Source organism: Bradyrhizobium sp. KZN70725, from assembly GCF_055264925.1.
This window is the reverse complement of record NZ_JBUYWT010000007.1, coordinates 213560-233732: the sequence shown is the minus strand read 5'-3', so window position 1 is coordinate 233732 and position 20173 is coordinate 213560. Positions and strand designations below refer to the sequence as shown.

The window sequence follows — 20173 nt, the reverse complement described above, 5'->3', positions numbered from 1 at the left end:
AAGCAGTTCCGACGTGTCGCAACCCGCTTCGAAAAAACGGCCCGGAATTACCGGGCCGTCGTCACTCTCGCTGCCATTGTTCTATGGATGCGCTAGTGTCCACACCACCTAGCGCACGTCGTCCTCGGTCGAATCCTCCTCCGTTTTCGGCGGCCAGGCGCCGCGCCGGACCAGCGCCTCGTGCAGGAGATGTGCACGCCGTTCGTCGCATCCGATGGCTGCAAGGTGGTCGAAGGTGCGATCAGCAAGGACGGCTGGTGCAAGGCCTTTGCCGCGGTGGATTGATCGGTGGATTGATCCTTGGCTCACAACTCCCGCGCATTCGAGAACGCGAACGAGGACACGCGCCGCGTGGTCTCGTCCAGGATCAGGGTGCGTGTGATCGGCGGCTCGGCGCGCTGGCTGCAATTCTCGCGCTCGCAAAGCCGGCAGTTGACGCCGATCGGGGTACCCTCGACCTTTTCCAGATCCATGCCGGTGGCATAGACGAGCTTGGCCGCATGCCGGATCTCGCAGCCGAGCCCGATCGCAAAGCGCGGCTGCGGCTGCGGGTAGGGCGCCACCGGCCGGCGCACCATCTGCGCGATCGAGAAGTAGCGCGTGCCGTCCGGCAATTCGATCACCTGGCTGAGCAGGCGGTCCGGCATGTCGAAGGTCGAGTGCACGTTCCAGAGCGGGCAGGTGCCGCCGAACTTGGAGAACGGAAAGGTGCCGGAGGAGAACCGCTTCGACACGTTGCCGGCATTGTCGACGCGGAGCAGGAAGAACGGCACGCCGCGCGCGTTCGGCCGTTGCAGCGTGGTGAGGCGGTGGCAGACCTGCTCGAAGCCGGCGTTGAAGCGCTGCGCCAGCACATGGACGTCGTAGCTCAAGGCTTCGGCTGCGGAATGAAACGCCTGATAAGGCATCATCGCGGCGGCTGCGAAGTAATTGGCGAGCGTGATGCGGTAGAGCCGGCGCGCGGTGTCGTCGAGCGGGCCGGCGCGGTTGACGATGGTGTCGATCGCGGCGCCGCACTCGACAAAGCCGATCTGCAGCGCAAGCTGGAAGCTGCGGCCGGAGCTGTCGACGAGTTCGGAGATCAAGAGCTGCCGGCGGTGCCGATCGAAACGGCGCAGCGTCTCGCGCATCACGTCGACCGGCATCACGCGGGTCAGAATCGAATGTTTTTCGCGGAGGCGCGTGGTCAGCGCCGTGAACAGGCCTTCGGTCGGCACGTTGAGCTCGTCGCGCAAATTCTCCGCGGCGGTCTCGAGCTCCGGAAAATAGTTGCGGTTGGCCTCGATCAGGTCACGCACCCGCTCGATCGGATTGGCGTCGAATTGCGAGCCTTCGCGGTCGGCCATCTGCGCCGCCACCAGCGTCTCGCCGCGGCGCGCCTCGGTGTAGGCGGCGTAGAGCCGCTGCAGCGCGTGCGTCACGCCGGGGCAGAGTTCGGCGAGGTCCCGCAGCTCCTGCTTCGGCAGGTCGATCTGGCGGAACAGGGGATCGGAGAAGATCTCGTTGAGTTCCGCGAAGAAGCGGTCCTCGTCGGCGGTGGCGAGGTCGCGCAAGTCGAGGTCGTAGGTCTCGGCCAGCCGCAGCAGGATCTGCGCCGTCACCGGGCGCTGGTTGCGCTCGATCAGGTTGACGTAGGAGGGCGAGATGCCGAGCCCCTCGGCGATCTGGGTCTGCGACAGCCCCAATTGCTGGCGGATCCGCCGGAAGCGCGGACCGACGAACAGCTTCTTTCCGGATTCACCGGGCACGGGTTGGTCTCGCTTGCCGCAGCAAATTCTGACCGCCTCGCCCCGCGCGCGGGGAGAGGCCGGATCGCATCGCTAGATGCGATCCGGGTGAGGGGGACCCTCCGCGAGTCTCGCTGCGGAGACAGCCCCTCACCCCAATCCTCTCCACGAAGAACGGGGAGAGGGAGAAGAAAAACCGGCGGGCATGGCAGGCTTCCTGACCTATTTTGTGACATAATTTACAAATCGACATTTATTACAAGTTCAGATGTTACATGACATCACCAATAAAAAACAAGGCATCTGTACGAACTTCGCGTTTTCGCGTTTATCTCGAGACACGCAATTCGCAATACTCTGTCAAGAATGTCGATATGAGTAGATTGCGGAGATCAAGGTGCAGGCGGCTGGGCAAAGGCAGCCCGATTTTTTGAGGGAGACTGACGATGAGCAAGGGCAGCAATTTCTGGGTGATCGGCGGAGAGTTCGGGTCGATGAACTTCCACAAGCTCGTCGAAGGCTCGGCCCAGGTCCGCGGTCCGTTCAAGACCCGCAAGGAAGCCGAAGAGTGCTGGAAGGAAGTTTCGGAAGAGAGCCGCCACAAGGCCGGCGTGCGCTTCTCCATCGTCGAGGAGCCGTCGCGGGTTTCGGCCTGAGCGCCAGAATTTTCAGAGCTAAGAAAACGTCCAAGGACGGCGGCCCCATCCGGTTCATCCGGGTGGGGTCGACCGCTTTTGGGACAGCGTCAGGTATCTTTGATCTGGGGATAAGTGGCGGCCTAAGTGCTTGGGAACCAACGCCCTTTGCGGACATCTTGGTTGCTGATAGGTTAATGCGCAGGAAACCCGTCACCACGAGACCGCAAGGCATGTCCGATCCGCAGAACACCGGCAGCGAGGCGCGCGAGATGCGGCCGACGCTGCGAGAGGCGTTGCGACGGGCGCGGATCGAGGCGGCCGATCGCACCGGTGTCGTCGTCGAGTTGCGCGACGCCGAGGTGGCGCGGCTCGAGATCCTCAACGATGCGCTCGATCCGCTGTTCGCGCAGGTGCCGGACAAGGTCGATCTGTTCGACCGCGGCATCAGCCAGGGCGAGACGCCGCGGCTGTGGATCGACGTCGTCGCGCATGTGCTGATGGGGCGCGACAAGCGGATCTACCGCTTCGTGCAGGACACGAGGTTCGGCCGCATCGTGCTCGCCGAATCGCATGACGTGGCCGCGATCGTCGATGCCGTCACCGACTATGTCGCGCGCCGCCTGATCGAGCGCGAGCATGCGATGGTGGCAACGCCGCTTCCGGTTGCCGAGCCGCCGGCGCCGCCGCCCGTCCCGGTGGTGACGCCGAGGCGCCGCGGCGGGATCGGCATGTTCGTGTTCGGCTTCGTCATGGGCGCGCTCGCGCTGTTCGGTCTCGCGCTGTATGCGAGCTTGCAAAACTTCTAGCCGCTCAAGGGGCGGGGCATCGTGGTCATAACACCCGCCTCGGCATTTTTCGGCGTCCTGGCGGCGGCCGCGGTGGTCGGCAGCGCCGTGCTGTTCGGCAAGTGGCAAACGTTGCGGCGTGCCGAATACATCCGCACCTTTCACTGGCCGGCGGGCCTGTTGGCGCGGCTCGAGAAGCGTCACCCCGGCTTCACCCGCAAGGACAGCGCGCTGGTCTCGCGCGGCCTGCGGCAGTTCTTCCTCGCCTATCTGATGAGCGGCAAGCGTTACGTCTCGATGCCCTCGCAAGCGGCCGACGACCTCTGGCACGAATTCATCCTCTACACCCGCGAATACGACGCGTTCTGCCGCCGCGCCTTCGGCGGCTTCCTGCATCACACCCCCGCGGTCGTCCTGGTGAAGGAGCGGCGCAGGAGCAATGAGGGGCTGCGCCGGGTCTGGTGGTACTGCTGCAAATACGAGAACATCGATCCGGTCAGGCCGACCCGGCTGCCGCTGCTGTTCGCGCTCGACGCCAAGCTGAACATCGCGAACGGCTTCATCTATCACACCGACTGCGAGGCGCTGCGCCGCAGCGGCATCGGTGGCAGCAGTCTCTATTGCGGCGGCGATTTCTCCGACTCCTCGATCGACGGATCGTCAGCCGGCTTCGGCGATGCCGGCAGCGACGGGAGTGGCGGCGGCGATGGCGGTGACGGCGGTGGTGGTGGCGGCGACAGCGGAGGCGGCTGCGGCGGTGGGTGTGGCGGCGGCGGGGGCGGCGATTAGGAAAGTCGTGCTTGCTTCAATTCGCGAATGCCGGCGTGCTCGCCGAGCCCGCGCACGGTCTGCTCGCAGCGCCACGCATTGCCGTCACGCTCGATCGTGAACAAATTGTAGGCCGCCGCCGGATAGTGCTTGCGCGCCAGCGCCGATGCCGACGGCACGCCGATCGCCGGGATCTTCCGCTCCGGGCCGTCGAACCACATCGTCGAATGGATGTGGTCGTGGCCATGCAGCACCAGCTCGACGCCGTGGCGCCTGAGCAGCGCCAGCAGCTGATGCGAATCGGTCAGCCGCTTGGCGCGGCCGTCGGAGTGCAGCGGGTGATGCACCAGGAGGACGCGGAAGGCGTCCTCCCGCGACAGCTGCGCGAGAATCGCGTCGAGCGCATCGAGCTGAGGATGGCCGAGCCAGCCGGTCGCCATCAGCGGCGGGGTCGGCACCGCCGAGGAGACGCCGATCAGCGCCAGCGGCCCGCGGCGGCGCACGAACGGAAAATGCGTTGCCGCGCCGTCGGCGTCGCCGCGCAGATAGTCGCCGAAGTGGCTGACGAAGCGATGCCGGGTCGCGCGCACATAGGCGTCGTGGTTGCCGGGGACCACGGTGACGTCGGCAGGCGAACCTACCCCCTCCAGCCATTGCCGGGCCGGATTGAACTCGGCATCCAGTGCCAGATTGACCAGGTCGCCGGTCACGGCAATGTGGTCCGGCTGCTGCGCCTGCATGTCCGACACCAGCGCGTCGAGCACGTCGCGGCGGTGATATTTGTGACGGTTGCGCGTCCAGTTCAGATAGCCGAAGGCGCGCTTGCCGGCGAGATCGCGCAGCCGCGCCACCGGCAGCGGCGGCAGATGCGGGTCCGACAGATGCGCGAGGCGGAACGCCGCCATCATGCGATTCCCTTCGGATTGTCCGCGAAAAGTGGCCGGCAGCGGGTCATGTCGTGCTATCCCGAACGTCCTGCCCTGTATTGGCAAGAGCTGCGCAGGCGCGCAAGGATCAAAGCACGGATCAAACACCATGATGTCGAGGGTTCAGTGACGGTCCTGCTCGATTTACGCAAGCGCTACGAGCCGCAGATCAGATGGGTGTTTCATTTCTACTGGCGGCTCGTCCGCAGCATGACGCTCGGGGTCCGTGCCGTCGTGCTCGATGCCGACAACAGGGTGTTCCTGGTCAAGCACAGCTACGTCCATGGCTGGTATCTGCCTGGCGGCGGGGTCGAGGTCGGCGAAAGTTTTATCGAGTCGCTGCGGCGCGAATTGGAGGAGGAGGGGCGGATCGAGCTCAAGGGCGAGCCGGTGCTGCACGGCATCTTCCACAACAGCCACGTCTCGCCGCGCGATCATGTCGCGGTCTACGTCGTCAGGAACTACCGGCAGGACCGCCTGCCGGAGCCGAATCGCGAGATCGTGGCCTGCGGCTTCTTCGATCCGGCTGATCTGCCTGACGAGACCACCCCGGGCACGCGGCTGCGGATCGCGGAGGTGCTCGAGGGCAAGCCGCCGACGGCGACATGGCGGTGATGGACCGCGCCCGCGCCAGATGCTATCCCGCGCCCCACAATGACCGAATTGTCCCTGACCATCCTGCCCGAGACCCCGAAAGACGCCCAGGCGATCGAGCGTCTGCACGAGCGCACCTTCGGGCCTGGCCGCTTCGTGCTCAGTGCCTACCGGCTGCGCGAGCATGTCGATCATTTGCTCGATGTCTCCTTCACGGCGCGGATCGGCACGCTGCTGGTCGGCTCGGTGCGCCAGCTGCCGGTCACGATCGGCGATACGCCGGCCCTGATGCTTGGGCCGTTGACGGTCGAGCCGCCGTTCCGCAGCCGCGGCGTCGGCCGTGCGCTGCTCGAGCGTGCGATCAACGACGCCCGCGCCAAGGGCCATCGGCTGATCGTGCTGGTCGGCGACGAGCCGTACTACGCGCGGGTCGGCTTCAAGCCGGTCCCGAAGGGGCGGATGACCATGCCCGGCCCGGTCGATTACAGTCGCCTGCTTGTCATGGAACTGGTCAACGGCGCGGCCGAGGGCGTGTCCGGGCCAATCCTGCCGGACTGGAGCAAGGCGATCTGACATCCGCGCGAGCGGTGCCGGAACGGTTGCGCACCATCGGAAACTGAAGCACAGTTGAGGCAAGCGCCGGGACAAGACCGGCGCATGTCATATCAACAGGGAGAGTGCGCGCCATGATCAAAGTCAGTGTGATGTATCCGAACAATCCAGGCGCACGCTTTGATCACGACTATTATCGCGACAAGCACATGCCGCTGGTGAAGGCGCGCCTTGGCGACGCGTGCAAATACTACACCGTCGACAAGGGTCTCGCCGGCGGCGCACCGGGGCAACCCGCAACCTATGTCGGAATGTGCCACATCTTCTGCGACTCGGTTGAGGCCTTCGCGGCCGGCATGGGCAAGCACGCCCAGGAGATCATGGGCGATATCCCGAACTACACCGATCTGCAGCCGGTGATCCAGATCAGCGAAGTCGTCGTCGGCCACTGATCGTCCAGACCGAGCAGGTTACGCGGCTCCCCTCAGAGACGCTCGTAGCCCGGATGAAGCGAAGCGAAATCCGGGATCAGTCTCACCGCGGGAGCAGTCTCCCGGATTGCGCTGCGCTCCATCCGGGCTACGCGATAAATCCCTCTGCCGCTGGCGGCAGAGGGATGACCTTGGCTCAGAACTTCAGATTGGCGAACGCCCGTATGCCGAGGCCCGGCATCAGCACCTCGTCCTTGGTATAAGAAACGGAGTTGCGGATGTTCTGGTTGAGCAGGTTGTTGCCGACCAGACCAAGCGTCATCTCGCGTGCGCCGATCCATGACGAAGTGAGCTTGGTGTTGTAGGTGATCTCCGCGTTGAGGAGATTGTAGCCCGCGGTCGGGGTCTCGCCGATGACAGCGATGTCGTTCTGCGCGAAGGCGTGCACCAGATTGATGCGGGTCAGCCAGTTGCTGTCGCGCCAATAGAAGCCGCCGCCAAGCCGCACCGGTGGAATCCGCGGCACGTTGGTGCCGTCGGTGAAGGTCGCGCGCACCACGTCGAACTGGTTCTCGATGCCCCAGATGCCGCCGTTGAGCGGGCCGATGTCGAGCTGGCTCTGGAATTCGGCGCCGCGGAAGATCGCGTCGCGCTGCGAGTAGCGCGCCTGGTTCAGTTCGAGGCCGGGGCCGAGCTGGCACGCGCTCTCGTCACACGTGTTGCCCGTCAACCGGCGGAATATGAAGCCGTCGAACCTGGTGTAGTAGCCGGTGAGTTCGAACCGCAGCGGTCCGGTCGCCCGCCGTAGTCCGATCTCGATCGATTTTGCGGTTTCGATGCCGAGATTGGGATTGCCGATGTCGAACGTGGCAGTCGCATCGTGTGGGCCGCGCGAGAAGAGCTCGGCCGGTTTCGGCGCGCGTTCGACGTATTGGGCGGTCGCGCTTGCTACCAGATCCCACGGCAGATTCTGGATCAAGCCGATGCTGCCGCTCTTGGGTGTGAAACTGGGATTTTGCGGTGTCGCTGGACCGATGCTTGCGGGGTCGGTGGCCACGTCGAACACGGGGGGAATGAAGGCCGGCGTTGTGCCGGAAAGATCGACGTGTTCGATCCGCCCGGCAATCTGTGCTTTGGTGGTGTCGGTGAACTTCAGCTCGTTGAACACGTAACCGGCGACCCTGTTGTTCTTGTTGGGGTCCCATAATCCGTTGAGCGGGCTGGTCGGATCGTCCGGACTCGGGGCGGTCAGCTCCTGGTGCCCACCCTGCAGGCCGAATGCCGTGGTCACGGTGGCGAAGCGCGCGTTGAACGGCATCATCTGCACCTCGACGCGCGCCTCCTGCTCCTTGCTGGTGAAGGTCTGTCTCACGCCGTCGCTCAATGGATCGGCCGGATCGGCAAGGCCAATCTCGTTGTGGCGATAGTCGGTCGCGCCGACCCAGAACCGCACGGCGTCGATCGCCGCGGCATCGGGCCGGTACTCGCCCTTGACCGCGATCTTGGTCTGGTGCGCGTCGATCCGGGTCTGGTGATCCGCGCCGTCGATACCGGGGATGTGGTAGAGCGAGTCGTTCTGGGTGATCGCCGCGCCGATAAAGCCGCCCTGGAAGAAATAGGAGGCGCCGACTGACGCGCCGTCCGACTGCGTCGCGGAGTTCGGCTGGCGTCCATTAAACGGCTGGCCCGGGACGAACAGATAAGGGTAGCTCGGAATGCTGTAGTCGCTGGTGGTGCGGCCATAGACGTCGGCATGCACGGCGACATTGTTGCCGCCGGCGTCCAGCAGCATGCCGCCGTCGACGCCGCGATTGACCGAGCTAACCGACGTGCGGGTCTCGACATTGAGGCAACCCGGGCCGCCGGCATCGGCCAGCGGCGCCTTCACCGGCAGCCCGTAGGATTGGAACGGCGCCGCCGTGCAGGTCGGCATCGCATCGGGGATGCGGTTGTTGGTGGCGCTCACTACGCCGCCGATCGAGGTCGAGCCGTAACGCAGCGCGGCCGGGCCGCGCACCACCTCGATCTGATTGGTCGAGAGCGGATCGATCGGCACGAAATGGTCTTCGCCAAGATCCGAGGCGCCGCCACCGCCGAGACCATTCTCGACAATGCCGACGCGGTTGACGTCGAGGCCGCGGATAATCGGCCGGCTGGATGCGCCGGGGGCGAAGCTCGAGCCGGTGATGCCGGGCTTCGAGAACAGCAGATCGCCGAGCGTGGCGGCGCCGGAGCGCCGCAGTTCCTCGTTCGGGATCACGGTGACGGTGGCGAACTGATCGGTGACGACGGGCAGCACGCCCTGCTGCGGTGCTGGCGCCGCCGCTGCGGGCGCCGGTTGTACCGCGGCGGCGCGTTCGCGGCTGCGGCTCGGCGCAGCCCGAGCAACACGGGTCGGCGTGCGCGTCGGCGCAGTCCGGTGCCGCTGGATCGGGCTCGGCGCCGTCACGGTGATGTCAGGCAGTTGCGTCGGCGTCTCCTGGGCCAGCGCGCCGCTACTCATTGCGCCCAGCAATAGCCAGCTCGCGCTCCCGATGTGGAATGCTCGTTTCTTCTGAAGTGTCATTGTCCCGATCCAAGTCCCGATCCAGGGCCCGTCGAAATGACGGATCGATCCCGATTTGCCCCGCTGGAGCAGGCCGCATGTGACGCGGCCGTCCGCTCAGGGCGTGCAGCAACCAGTCGATGTCAGGACAGGGGAGGGGCGCGGGAATGAAAGGCCGCAGGCGCCGACTTCAGATGGAGGAATTCGGCATTGGTGGTTCGGAACAGAAGCTCGACGGCTTCCGGCAGCAACAGCACCGGCGGCGCAGTGAACAGCATGCTGCTCGCGAGCGAGATGACGGCGCAGATTGCGCAATTGTCGGCCGGATGCCGGTCGTTGTCGTGCTTGGCGGGCGGCTCGGTCCCGGTCACCTGGACCGCGAGGTCCGGCGTCGCCGACGTCCCGATATAGGCGAGATCGATCAGCGACAGCCCGGTCTGAACTGCGGGCTCCGCTTGCGCGGCCGCGATCGGATGGAAATGCCCGAACGACAGCATGAACTGGACGGCGAGCGCGAACAGCGCCAGCCGCGAGCCAGTCTTGATGTGTCGCCGGAACCACTGCATGCCGATAACGCCCGCCCAATCGGGAGCGCGTCAACACCTAAGCGTCCCGATGTTACATTATAACATCGGATGGCATCCGCGATGTCAACCGGCGTTCAGACAATCCGTGTCGATGCATTGCCTGTGTGTGCTTGATGCAACGCAGACGTGAGCCCGGCCGGACTCAGCGTCCCTCGCGCAGCCATGTTGCCGCGAATGCGCCGAGCAACAGCAGCAGGCCAACCAGGCCGGCGAACATCGGCAGCACGCCGACACCCTTCACGACGCTGGCGTCGCGCATCTTGACGCCGAGCCAGCCGTCGCCGCGGAAGATCGAGGAGGAGCGTACCGGCACGACGCGCGGCATGTCGACGCTCGAACCGTCGACGATGCGCCGGGCGTCGCCGCCGGTTGCCTGCGCCAGCGGCTTCAGCATGTCGGTGGTCGAGGTGACCTCCGAGAATTCCTTCGGGTTGGTCGGCCCGACATTGATTAGCGCCTTCAGCGTGCCGTCGGTGGCCTGCCACAGGCCGAGTTCGTTGGCGGGCAGCGTCGCGCGCCACTCGCCGGGATCGCCGGCGGTGAGCGTCAGTTCATGCGTGGTGCCGCTCGGCGACGTCACGGTGACCGGCGACACGGTGTCGGCCATGGTCTGGCGGACCACCATGAGATCCTTGCCCTGCACCTGCATGCGCAGCGCCTCTTCATCGAGGTCGGGCTGCTTCATCAGCCAGTGCGACACCCGCCGCAACAAATCGAGATGCGGGCCGCCGCCCTCGTAGCCGCGCGCCCACAGCCAGATGTGGTCCGAGAGCAGCAGCGCGACGCGGCCTTCGCCGAAGCGCGACAGCAGCAGCAGCGGCTTGCCGTCGGCTCCGGTCATGACCGGCGGATTGATCGCGTTGCGGGTATCGACGGTGCGGAAGAACCGGCTCCAATGCGGCGGCTCGGCATTCGAGCCTTCCAGCCCGCGCGTCACCGGATGGCGCTTACCGGCATCGCTCAGATGCGCGTAGAACGGCTTCTCGGTCACGCCGACCGGTTCGGCCGGCAGCACGGAGTCCAGCGGCGTGCGCCAGATGCTGGTGGTCGAGGCGTAGTCGGGACCGGCGGACACCAGCACCGCGCCGCCGGCGCGGACATAGCGCGCGATGTTGTCGAAATAGGCGATCGGCAGCACGCCCTGGCGGGCGTAGCGGTCGAAGATGATCAGCTGGAATTCGTTGATCTTCTGCTGGAACAGCTCGCGGGTCGGAAACGCGATCAGCGACAGCTCGTTGATCGGCGTGCCGTCCTGCTTCTCCGGCGGACGCAGAATGGTGAAGTGCACGAGATCGACGCTGGGGTCGGACTTCAAGAGGTTGCGCCAGGTGCGTTCACCGGAATGTGGCTCGCCGGAAACCAGCAGCACGCGCAGCTTGTCGCGCACGCCGTCGATCGCGACCACGGCGCGGTTGTTGACCGGCGTCAGCTCGTTCTCGAGCGGCGAGGCCTCGATCTCGACGATGTTGGGCCCGGCGTGCTTGATGTCGATGTCGACGCTCGAGGTCTGGCCGCTGGTCAGCGTGCGCTCGTTGATCACTTCGCCGTCGCGGCGGATCGTGACCTTGGCGCGCTCGCCGGTGACGCCCTGGTCGTCGAGCCGGAAGGTGATGGTCTGGGTCTGGCCGACGATGCCGAAGCGCGGCGCGGCGGTGATCGCGATGCGGCGGTCGCGCTCGTCCTTGCGGCCGGTGATCAGCGCGTGCACCGGCGCCTGGAAGCCGAGCGCCTGGGCGTTGGCGGGAATGTCGTGCACGCGGCCATCGGTGATCATGAAGGCGCCGGCGACGCGCTCGACCGGAACGTCCGACAGCGCCGACGTCAGCGCGCCGAACAGCTTCGTTCCGTCGGTCTCGCCATCGGCCTGACCGGCCTCGACGACGCGGACCTCGAGGCCCTTGATCTGCTTCAGGCTGTCGACCAGCGCCTGCCGCGCCTTGTCGGTCTCCTGGTTGCGCGTGCCGAAATTCTGGCTCGGGCTCTTGTCGACCACGACGGCAGCGACCGAGGACAGCGGCTCGCGGTCCTCGCGGGTGAAGGAGGGATTGGCCAGTGCCAGCAGGATCAGCGCCAGCGCCGCGACCCGCACCGCGGCGCCCCGCGCGCGCGACACAAGCAGCAGCACGGCAATGACGACGATCGCGCCGAGCGCGAGCCACAGCACGAGCGAAGGAACCAGCGGTGTGAACGCGATGCCGTAGTTCATGACGTCACTCCGTCATTCCGGGGCGATGCGAAAGCATCGAACCCGGAATCTCGAGATTCCGGGTCTGGTCCTTCGGACCATGCGGGAATGACGGTGTTGGCAGCTGAAGCACTTGCATCTCTATTGTCCCAGCCGCTCGATCAAGGCAGGCGCGTGCACCTGGTCGGCCTTGTAGTTGCCGGTCAGCGTGTACATCACGATGTTGACGCCGGCGCGGAAGGCAAATTCGCGCTGGCGCGGCTCGCCCGGCGTCAGCGGCAGCATCGGCTGGCCGTCGGGGCGGATCGCCCAGGCGCCGGCGAGGTCGTTCGACGTGATGATGATCGGCGAGACGCCGTCGCCGCCGCGCGCCGGGCGCTGCGCAGCCTCGTCGTCGTCCTCGCGCGGCAGCGCCTCGACCCAGGTCTGACCGGAGTTGAAGCGGCCGGGGAAGTCGCGCAGCAGATAGAACGTCTTGGTCAGCACGTGCTCGCGCGGCACCGGCTCGAGCTCGGGCACGTCGAGGGTCGACAGCAATTCGCGCAGCGTCTGCATGCCGGGCGTTTGCGATGAGCCGCTGTCCCCCGGCGGCGCTTCGACGGCGTCACGGGTATCGAAGATGACCGTGCCGCCCTGCTTCATGTAGGCGTCGATCTTGTTGATGGCGTCCTGCGGCGGCTTCGGCGCGCCCGGCACGATCGGCCAGTAGATCAGGGGGAAGAACGTCAGCTCGTCGCGCGCGGGATCGATGCCGACGGGATCGCCGGCTTCCAGCGCGGTGCGCTGTCCGAGGAACAGCGTCAGTCCGGACATCCCCGCCTTGACGATGGAATCGACGTCGGCATTGCCGGTCACGACGTAGGCCAGCCGCGTCTGCGACACCGCCTTGATGGCGAAGTCGTCGCTGCTGGCGTTCTGCGCGCGGCTCGGCGAGGGCACCATCGTGGTCGCAAGGATGAAGGCCAACGCGAGCACGGCCGGTGCCGCGCGCCGCCGGATCAGCGCGGCAAGGCCGCCGCCGAGCATGGCCACCACGATCGCATCGAGCAGGAACAGCGCCAGCGCCGTCGACAGCATGATGCCGCGCAAATCGCGCGGCTCGGCGTTGGTGTAGCTCGCACGCGTCGCGCGCAGGGCCGAGGTGTCGAGCGGCGCGATGCGATCGGCGGAGGCGAGCGTGTTGACCGCGATCGGGCTCTCGGCAGTGCCGTAGAAGCCGGGCGGATGGTCGGCCGTGCCGCGATCGCGATAGTCCGCCGACATCGGCTTGGCGCTCGAGGGCGGCGGGCCGAAGACGCCGAAGCCGTCGAGCGTGCGCAGCGGCGCAACCGTCTCGGCATTGGGATCGCTGGCGACGCCCGGGCCGGGCTTCGAGGTATAGCCGGACATGTCGATCAGCCGGCGCAGCATCTCGACGAAGGTGCCGGACATCGGCAGATCCGACCAGCGCATGTCAGCGCCGACATGGAACAGGCTGACAACGCCCTTGCCGCGACGCTCGCCGGTGACCAGCGGCGTGCCGTCCTCCAGCGAGGCCCAGCTCTTGGTCGAGAGCACGGCGTCGGGCTCGGCCAGCACCTGGCGGTTGACGGTGATGTCCTTCGGCACGGTGAGGCCCGAGAACGGGCCATCGGCGGCGAACGAGGCCATGTGCTGCGGCTTCTCCCAGGTCAGGCTGCCGCCGAGCGTGCGTCCGCCGCGGCGGAGCTTGACGGGAACGAGGTCGTCATCGGCCTGGGCGAGGCGCGGACCTGCGAAGCGCACCAGCACGCCGCCTTGCTCGATCCAGGCATTGAGCCGGTCGCGAATCTCTGGCGATAGCGTGCCGACGTCGGCCATCACGATCATCGGCAGCCGCTGGTCGAGGAATTGCCCGATCACCTGCTGCGGCGCGCCGCGATCGCCGAGCCTGACATCGGCGAATGGCGACAACGCCCGGGAGAGATAGAAGGTCGACGCCAACAGCGGCTGCGCGGTGTCGTTGCTCGCACCCGAGACCACGCCGATGGCGCGGCGGCGCCAGCGCCGGTCGAGCAGCTGCACGGCGCCGGCCGAATGCTCGCCGGAGATTTCGAGCCGTGCGATGTCGTTGCGCAATTCGACCGGAAGATCGAAGGCGGCTTCGGTCTCGCGATCCTGCGGTCCGAATGTGTAGCGCGCCTCGCCGATCGGCGATCCCTTGGCGTCGACCGCGCGTACCGTTCCCGCCGCGATGCCGCTCTCGGTGCGCAGCACCTTCACCGTCATCTTGGCGGCGGCGTTCTCGGCCGCGACCAGCGCCTGCGCCGACTGCGCACCGCCCGCATAGATCGTCAGATTGCGGCTCTCGATCACCTTGCCGAGCCCCTCGGTGAATTCGCTGCCGCGTCCGGTGTCGACGCCGTCGGACAGCCAGGCGATGTCGCAGTCGCCGGTCGACTTGAGGAAACGTCCAAGCGCGCCGAGAGTTTCAACCCGATCGACCGAGTAGGGCTTCGGCGCGAGCTGGCGCAGCGCGACGCGCGCGGCGCCGGCCGGCATCAGTGTGATGTCGCGCGCGGGCTCGGACAGCGGCACCAGCGCGACGCCGCGGCGGTCGCTGTCGGCGTTGGCGATCAGTTCGTCCGCGGCCCTGATCCGCGCATCCCAGCTCGAGGCCGCGCTCCAGCCGTCGTCGAGCAGGATCACCAGCGGCAATTTGCCGGCGGCAACGCCGGTCTGTGGATTCCAGATCGGGCCGGCGGCTGCGAAGATGACGAGCGCGGCGGCGGCGAGCCGCAGCAGCGTCAGCCACCATGGCGTGCGCGACGGTGTCTCCTCCCTCGGCGCGATGTCGAACAATAGCCGCGTCGGCGGGAATTCGATCCGGCGCGGCCGCGGCGGCATCACGCGCAACAGCCACCACAGCACCGGCAGGCTGACCAGCCCCAGCAGCAGCAGCGGTTCGGCAAAGGAGAGGGGGAGGCCTGCGATCATGCGCTGCGTCCCGCCTTGACTATTGAGCGGCCGCCGCCCTTGCTCACCATCATGCCGGCATGCAGGAACAACAGCAGCTCGGCAGCGGAGCGGCTGGTGGTATGGGTCGAGAACAGCCAGTCGAGCCGATTGGTCTCGCCGCGGATCTGGTCGCGATGCAGCGCGACCCGGGCGACATAATCGCTCGCCCAGCTCTCGGCGCGGCCCGCGGTGATGACGCTGCCGATCTCCGGTTCGACGAATTCGACGCGCCCGGAATAGGGGAAGGTCTCTTCGGCGGGATCGACGACCTGGATCATGGTGCCGTGCGCGCCGGAGGAGGAAAGCCCGGCCAGCATCGTCGTGATCTCTGTGATTGGCGACCAGAAATCCGACAACACGACGACTTCGGCCAGCGACGACGGCACGAAGGACGGCGGCAGGCTCGCGCGCGTCTTCTCGTCGTGCAACATCGCTTCCGCCATCTTGTCGATCACGTTGAGGCTTGCCGTCGGATTCAGCAGGCCGGGAATGCCGACGCGTTCTCCGCCCGCAACGAGCAACTCGGCGAGCGCGAAGGCTACGATCAGTCCGCGCTCCAGCTTGCTGTCGCGCGCCTCGCGCGAGGCAAAGGCCATCGACGGTGAGCGGTCGGGCCAGATCCACACCGTGTGCGCGGCTTCCCACTCCTGCTCGCGGACATAGAGATGGTCGTCGCGTGCCGAGCGGCGCCAGTCGACGCGCTGCGACGGCTCGCCGGAGACGAAGCGGCGGTATTGCCAGAAATTCTCGCCCGAGCCGGCGCGGCGGCGGCCGTGCAGGCCATGGATGACGTTGGCAGCGACACGGCGGGCCTCAAGCACCAGACGCGGCAGCGATGCGGCGAGCGTTCGGCTTTCGCCATCGGCACGTCGAACCGCAAGGATCTCCTCGTTGTGGTGCCTGTTGTCTGCGGCCATCAACCGATCCGGGTCTTCAGTTGCTTGATCACGTCGGGAATGGTGCGACCCTCGGCGCGCGCCGAGAACGTCAGCGCCATGCGGTGCTTGAGCACGGGCTCGGCGAGATCGAGCACGTCGTCGATCGACGGCGCGAGTCTCCCGTCGAGCAATGCACGGGCGCGCACCGCGAGCATCAAGGCCTGGCTGGCGCGCGGACCCGGGCCCCATGCGATCAGCTTGCCGGCCTCGCCGCCCTCGGTGCCGGGACGCGCGGCGCGGACCAGCGTCAGGATCGCCTCGACCACGGAATCACCGACCGGCAGCCGCCGCACCAGGCGTTGCGCGGTGAGCAACGTCTCGGCGTCCATCGACGGCTTGGCCGCGGCCTCTTCGGCGCCGGTGGTTTCGAACAGGATGCGCCGCTCGGCGTCGCGATCGGGATAGTCGACGTCGATTTCCATCAGGAAGCGGTCGAGCTGCGCCTCGGGCAGCGGATAGGTGCCTTCCTGCTCCAGCGGGTTCTGTGTCGCGAGCACGTGGAACGGCTTTGGCAAATCATGCCGCGCGCCGGCAATGGTGATGTGCTGCTCCTGCATGGCTTGCAGCAGCGCCGACTGGGTGCGCGGGCTGGCGCGGTTGATCTCGTCGGCCATCAGCAGTTGCGCGAACACGGGACCTGCGATGAAGCGGAACGAACGCTTGCCGGCCGAGCTCTCGTCGAGCACTTCGGCGCCGAGAATGTCCGACGGCATCAGGTCGGGGGTGAACTGAATGCGCTTGGCATCGAGGCCGAGCGTGACGCCGAGGGTCTCGACCAGCTTGGTCTTGGCGAGGCCGGGCACGCCGATCAACAGCGCGTGGCCGCCCGACAGAATCGTCACCAGGGTGTTTTCGATCACCTGCTCCTGGCCGAAGATCACGGTGGAGACCGCTTCCTTGGCGGCCTTGATCTGGCCCGCGACCTGCTCGGCCGAACGGACGATCACATCCTCCAGTTTCTCGACGCTGTCTGCACCAGCCATTCGATCCGCTCCTTCTTGACGATGCGCGCACATCGGCGCGTCGTCATCATCTGTCGTCATCTCGGCCCTCATGCTAAACCTGAGCGAAGGCCATGTATTCGTTGAATTAAACTATCCCCACCTTATCGGTGTTTCAGGGTATGAACGGCATCACGATGTGGCGAGAATGACATCCCGACCACATCTCAGGATATGTGCACCAAACGTGCCAGATTGAAGGTAGGAAACTTTAAGGCAAACAATGGCGAAGCAAGGGCAGAGCGATTCCGGCAGGGAAACTACGGGCCTCGGGAGCAAGGGTCTCGAAGGGCTCACCACGGCCGCCAATCAAGCTGCGACATCGGGTTCGGCCGGACGCAAGGGTCTGCCGCCGGTTCACCTGTGGAATCCGCCATTCTGCGGCGATCTCGACATGCGAATCGCGCCTGACGGCACCTGGTTCTACATGGGAACGCCGATCGGCCGCCCCGCGCTGGTGCGGTTGTTCTCCACGATCCTGAAGCGCGAGGACGGCAAGCACTTTCTCGTGACACCGGTGGAGAAGGTCGGCATCCGCGTCGATGACGCGCCGTTCCTTGCCGTGGAAATGCAGGCCGGGGAAGACGCGCGCGGCCGCCTGCTCAGGTTCCGCACCAATGTCGACGATTGGGTCGATTGCGAGAAAGGCCACGGCCTCAGATTCGAGGCGGCCGAGGACGGCGGATTGACGCCCTATCTGCACGTCCGCGCCGATTTGTGGGCCAAGGTCACCCGCGCGCTCTATTACGATCTGGTTGACATGGGCGAGCAGCGGATGGTCGATGGTCAGGAGATGTTCGGCATCGAGTCCGGCGGCGAGTTCTTCGCGATGGCCGATGCCAGTCAGGTGAGGGACGCACTTTGAACGAGCCGTTGCTGAAGGTGGAGCCGGCGACGATCAGCTCGACGGAATTCTTCGCGCGGGCCCGCACGCGGCTCACTTTCGATGTGCCGCCGGGCCTGGTCGATCCGCATATCATTCCGCGCACCGGAGATTCCGGCAACGACCGCATGCTCGAGATCGTGGCGCAGGAGCAGCCGGTGCGGCCGGCCGCGGTGCTGATCCCGGTGGTCGATCACCCCGAGCCGACCGTGCTGTTGACGCAGCGCTCGCCCAATCTGTCGAGCCATGCCGGCCAGATCTCGTTTCCCGGCGGCAAGATCGACGCCACCGACGCCTCGCCGCTCGATGCCGCGCTGCGCGAGGCCTGCGAGGAGGTCGGACTGAAGCGGGAATTCATCGACCCGGTCGGCTATCTCGACCTTTATGGCACCGCGTTCGGCTTCCGCATCCTGCCGACGGTCGCCAAGGTGAAGCCGGGATTCACGCTTGCGATCAACGAGGCGGAGGTGGTCGATGCGTTCGAGGTGCCGCTCGCCTTCTTGATGAATCCCGAGAATCATCAGATCCACACCAAGGAATTCCGCGGCATGGACCGATCCTATTACGCGATGCCGTTCGCCGAGCGCTACATCTGGGGCGCGACCGCGGGCATCCTGCGCGTGCTGTATGAGCGGATCTATCTGTCATGATCCGCACGGTATTGACCGAGATCGGAATCTTTCTGGTCCCCTTCGCGGTCTATGCCATCTTCCTCATCGCGACGCGGTCCGGCGTGACGCTGCCGGCGTCATGGCCGCTCGACATGATCGCAAAGCTGACGCTGGTGGCGCTGGTGATGGTCATCGTGAGCTTCGTGTTGCTGGCCGAATTGACTGGCGCGCCGCCGAATTCGATCTACGTTCCAGCCCATATCGAGAACGGCAAGCTGGTGCCGGGAGTTGAGAAATGAGCGAGGTGCGCCTGTTGTCCGACGCGCCATGGCTCGCTTCCGGGCCCGCGGCGCGCGTGCTCGATCTGCTCAATGCCGACGGCGAGGAAGCGCGGGTGATCGGCGGGGCCGTGCGCAACGCCTTGATGCAGATTCCGCTCGCCGACATCGACATCGCCACCACGGCGCTACCGGAGGAGGTGATCCGCCGTGCCAAGCGGGCGGGCATCAAGAGCGTGCCGACCGGCATCGAGCACGGCACGGTGACCTTGGTCGTCGACAGCCAGCCCTTCGAGGTGACGACGCTGCGCGAGGATACCGAGACCTATGGCCGCAAGGCCAGGGTGGCGTTCGGTCGCGACTGGGTGCGTGACGCCGAGCGGCGCGACTTCACCATCAACGGCCTGTCGGTCGACGCTTCGGGCGTCGTGCACGATCATGTCGGCGGCCTCGCCGACATCGAGGCGAGGCGCGTGCGCTTCATCGGCGATCCCGCGCAGCGGATTGCCGAGGACTATCTGCGCATCCTGCGCTTCTTCCGTTTCCACGCCGCCTACGGCGCGGGCGAGGTCGATCGCGCCGGCTATCTCGCCTGCATCGGCGGGCGCGCCGGTTTGAGCGGCCTGTCGGCCGAGCGGATCCGCATGGAGATGCTCAAGCTCGTGGTCGCGAACGGCGCCGCAAGTGCAATGGTCGCGATGGGTGACGGTGGTTTGCTGCAGCCGCTGTTCGGCGGCATCGCCTATACTGGACCGTTCGCGGCGATGATCGAGATCGAGCGGCTGATGAAGCTCGCGCCGAGCGCGATGCGAAGGCTCGCCGCGCTGACGGTCGCCGTGACCGAGGACGCGCGGCGTATCGCCAGCCGGCTGCGGCTCTCCAACGCCGAGGCCAAGGCGCTCGATTCGATGGGCCATCGCTGGTGGCGCTTGCCCGGCATGGACGAGGCGCATGCCAGGCGCAGGCTGTACCGGCTCGACGAGGAGCCGTATCGCGACCGGGTGCTATTGGCCTGGGCGCGCACCGGCGCGGGCCAGGATGTCGATCAATGGCGCGCGCTCGCCACGCTGCCGGAGCGCTGGCGCGCGCCGCACTTTCCGTTGCGGGCGTCGGATTTCATCGCGCGCGGCATTGCCGAGGGACCGGCACTCGGACATGTCCTGACCCTGGCGGAGGATGCCTGGTTGGCCGCGGACTTTCCGCTGGAGCCGAAGATACTGTCTGATATCGCCGACCAGACCGCGGCCCGTTTCACCCGCGACCATCGGCTTTGAATTTCCTCTGAGTTTTCTCTGAGTTTTCTTGCCGACGTCTCGATGCCGCCGTGGTCAGCGGCGGCACGGTGACGATTGGCTGAACGACGATCGGTCGAACGTCGCATGGAGGCGATGCTGCCGGCATCTGCCAGTCAGCATCGCGCCAACTGATCTCACGCCGCCTTGCGCTTCTTCTTGCGGTCGCCGTCGTCGTCTTCGTCCTCGTCGTCCTCTTCTTCCGCGTCGTCCTCGTCTTCGTCGTCTTCCTCTTCATCGTCCTCCGGATCGAGCTCGGTCGATTCGAGTGCGACAAGCGGCAAGGTTTCGCGAAACAGGTCGCCGTCCGTACCCATCCACAGGCACTCGACCTTGTCCTCGTCGATTTCGACGACCGTGATCGGATGGCCGCCGGACTTCAGCATGACAACATCGCCTGGTTTCAGTTCCATGATTTTCCCTCCGCGCTGGATGACGCGGGCGGCAGGCTAGCGA

At 66.2% G+C, this 20173-nt stretch carries 19 protein-coding genes and 1 pseudogene; 11 read left to right on the top strand and 9 right to left on the bottom strand.

Going from position 1 to position 20173, the window contains the following annotated elements:
• Window positions 1-96 (top strand): annotated as a pseudogene (locus tag ACZBJS_RS09805) (IS5/IS1182 family transposase); the annotation flags it as partial.
• 209 nt (window positions 97-305) lie between these two features.
• On the opposite strand, the gene ACZBJS_RS09800 reads toward ACZBJS_RS09805, so the two are convergent.
• A complete protein-coding gene (locus tag ACZBJS_RS09800) occupies window positions 306-1748 on the bottom strand; it encodes a helix-turn-helix domain-containing protein (protein WP_463438669.1) in 1443 nt (480 codons plus the stop codon).
• Between the two features lie 425 nt (window positions 1749-2173).
• Here ACZBJS_RS09800 and ACZBJS_RS09795 point away from each other — a divergent pair, with 425 nt between their 5' ends.
• The 3 genes from ACZBJS_RS09795 (at window position 2174) to ACZBJS_RS09785 (ending at window position 3939) form a co-directional block, all read left to right on the top strand.
• On the top strand, window positions 2174-2383 hold the full coding sequence (locus ACZBJS_RS09795; RefSeq protein ID WP_016839740.1) for a DUF4170 domain-containing protein: 210 nt from the start codon (window positions 2174-2176) through the stop codon (window positions 2381-2383).
• Between the two features lie 212 nt (window positions 2384-2595).
• Window positions 2596-3171 carry a hypothetical protein gene (locus ACZBJS_RS09790; RefSeq protein ID WP_057016972.1) on the top strand — a complete coding sequence of 192 codons (576 nt, stop codon included), beginning with the start codon at window positions 2596-2598 and terminating at the stop codon, window positions 3169-3171.
• Between the two features lie 21 nt (window positions 3172-3192).
• A complete protein-coding gene (locus ACZBJS_RS09785; RefSeq protein ID WP_463438668.1) occupies window positions 3193-3939 on the top strand; it encodes a glycine-rich domain-containing protein in 747 nt (248 codons plus the stop codon).
• Here ACZBJS_RS09785 and ACZBJS_RS09780 read toward each other — a convergent pair.
• A complete protein-coding gene (locus ACZBJS_RS09780; protein WP_463438667.1) occupies window positions 3936-4823 on the bottom strand; it encodes a metallophosphoesterase family protein in 888 nt (295 codons plus the stop codon). The genes ACZBJS_RS09785 and ACZBJS_RS09780 overlap by 4 nt on opposite strands.
• Before the next feature lie 147 nt (window positions 4824-4970).
• Between ACZBJS_RS09780 and ACZBJS_RS09775 the strand changes: the two genes are divergently transcribed.
• The 3 genes from ACZBJS_RS09775 (at window position 4971) to ACZBJS_RS09765 (ending at window position 6442) form a co-directional block, all read left to right on the top strand.
• Entirely contained in the window at window positions 4971-5459 is a 489-nt protein-coding gene (locus ACZBJS_RS09775) for an NUDIX domain-containing protein (RefSeq protein WP_016839736.1), read from the top strand.
• 39 nt (window positions 5460-5498) lie between these two features.
• Window positions 5499-6011, top strand: coding sequence for a GNAT family N-acetyltransferase (locus ACZBJS_RS09770; protein WP_463438666.1), 513 nt, complete (start codon window positions 5499-5501; stop codon window positions 6009-6011).
• A gap of 113 nt (window positions 6012-6124) precedes the next feature.
• Entirely contained in the window at window positions 6125-6442 is a 318-nt protein-coding gene (locus ACZBJS_RS09765; RefSeq protein ID WP_016839733.1) for an EthD family reductase, read from the top strand.
• Between the two features lie 175 nt (window positions 6443-6617).
• Here the strand turns inward: ACZBJS_RS09765 and ACZBJS_RS09760 are convergent, their stop codons facing one another.
• The 6 genes from ACZBJS_RS09760 to ACZBJS_RS09735 all read right to left on the bottom strand — a co-directional run bounded on the left by ACZBJS_RS09760 (window position 6618) and on the right by ACZBJS_RS09735 (window position 16635).
• Window positions 6618-8987, bottom strand: a complete 2370-nt coding sequence (locus ACZBJS_RS09760) for a TonB-dependent receptor (RefSeq protein WP_253625569.1) — start codon at window positions 8985-8987, stop codon at window positions 6618-6620.
• 122 nt (window positions 8988-9109) lie between these two features.
• Entirely contained in the window at window positions 9110-9532 is a 423-nt protein-coding gene (locus ACZBJS_RS09755) for a DUF2946 family protein (RefSeq protein WP_463438665.1), read from the bottom strand.
• Window positions 9533-9695: 163 nt separating this feature from the next.
• Window positions 9696-11759 (bottom strand): hypothetical protein, encoded by a 2064-nt coding sequence (locus ACZBJS_RS09750; RefSeq protein WP_057016977.1) that lies wholly within the window; start codon window positions 11757-11759, stop codon window positions 9696-9698.
• A gap of 120 nt (window positions 11760-11879) precedes the next feature.
• The gene (locus ACZBJS_RS09745) at window positions 11880-14690 is read right to left on the bottom strand and encodes a DUF4159 domain-containing protein (protein ID WP_076830466.1); all 2811 of its coding nucleotides are present in this window, start codon (window positions 14688-14690) and stop codon (window positions 11880-11882) included.
• The gene (locus ACZBJS_RS09740; protein WP_076830268.1) at window positions 14690-15631 is read right to left on the bottom strand and encodes a DUF58 domain-containing protein; all 942 of its coding nucleotides are present in this window, start codon (window positions 15629-15631) and stop codon (window positions 14690-14692) included. The genes ACZBJS_RS09745 and ACZBJS_RS09740 overlap by 1 nt, the downstream gene beginning before the upstream one ends.
• Complete coding sequence (locus ACZBJS_RS09735) at window positions 15631-16635, bottom strand: AAA family ATPase (RefSeq protein WP_038386028.1); 1005 nt, start codon at window positions 16633-16635, stop codon at window positions 15631-15633. The genes ACZBJS_RS09740 and ACZBJS_RS09735 overlap by 1 nt, the downstream gene beginning before the upstream one ends.
• A 241-nt stretch (window positions 16636-16876) precedes the next feature.
• On the opposite strand from ACZBJS_RS09735, the gene ACZBJS_RS09730 reads away from it, so the two are divergent.
• Genes ACZBJS_RS09730 through ACZBJS_RS09715 form a run of 4 tightly spaced genes read left to right on the top strand, consistent with a single transcriptional unit; the run spans window position 16877 to window position 19699 of the window.
• Entirely contained in the window at window positions 16877-17518 is a 642-nt protein-coding gene (locus ACZBJS_RS09730) for a DUF1285 domain-containing protein (protein WP_057016979.1), read from the top strand.
• Window positions 17519-17550: 32 nt separating this feature from the next.
• Complete coding sequence (locus ACZBJS_RS09725; RefSeq protein ID WP_371852161.1) at window positions 17551-18186, top strand: CoA pyrophosphatase; 636 nt, start codon at window positions 17551-17553, stop codon at window positions 18184-18186.
• The gene (locus ACZBJS_RS09720) at window positions 18183-18446 is read left to right on the top strand and encodes a DUF6111 family protein (protein WP_057016980.1); all 264 of its coding nucleotides are present in this window, start codon (window positions 18183-18185) and stop codon (window positions 18444-18446) included. Before ACZBJS_RS09725 ends, ACZBJS_RS09720 begins: the two co-directional genes overlap by 4 nt.
• Window positions 18443-19699 (top strand): CCA tRNA nucleotidyltransferase, encoded by a 1257-nt coding sequence (locus ACZBJS_RS09715; RefSeq protein WP_057016981.1) that lies wholly within the window; start codon window positions 18443-18445, stop codon window positions 19697-19699. Before ACZBJS_RS09720 ends, ACZBJS_RS09715 begins: the two co-directional genes overlap by 4 nt.
• Window positions 19700-19854: 155 nt before the next feature.
• Here ACZBJS_RS09715 and ACZBJS_RS09710 read toward each other — a convergent pair whose 3' ends face one another.
• Window positions 19855-20103 (bottom strand): DUF2158 domain-containing protein, encoded by a 249-nt coding sequence (locus tag ACZBJS_RS09710; RefSeq protein ID WP_245311420.1) that lies wholly within the window; start codon window positions 20101-20103, stop codon window positions 19855-19857.
• Window positions 20104-20173 lie beyond the last annotated feature (70 nt).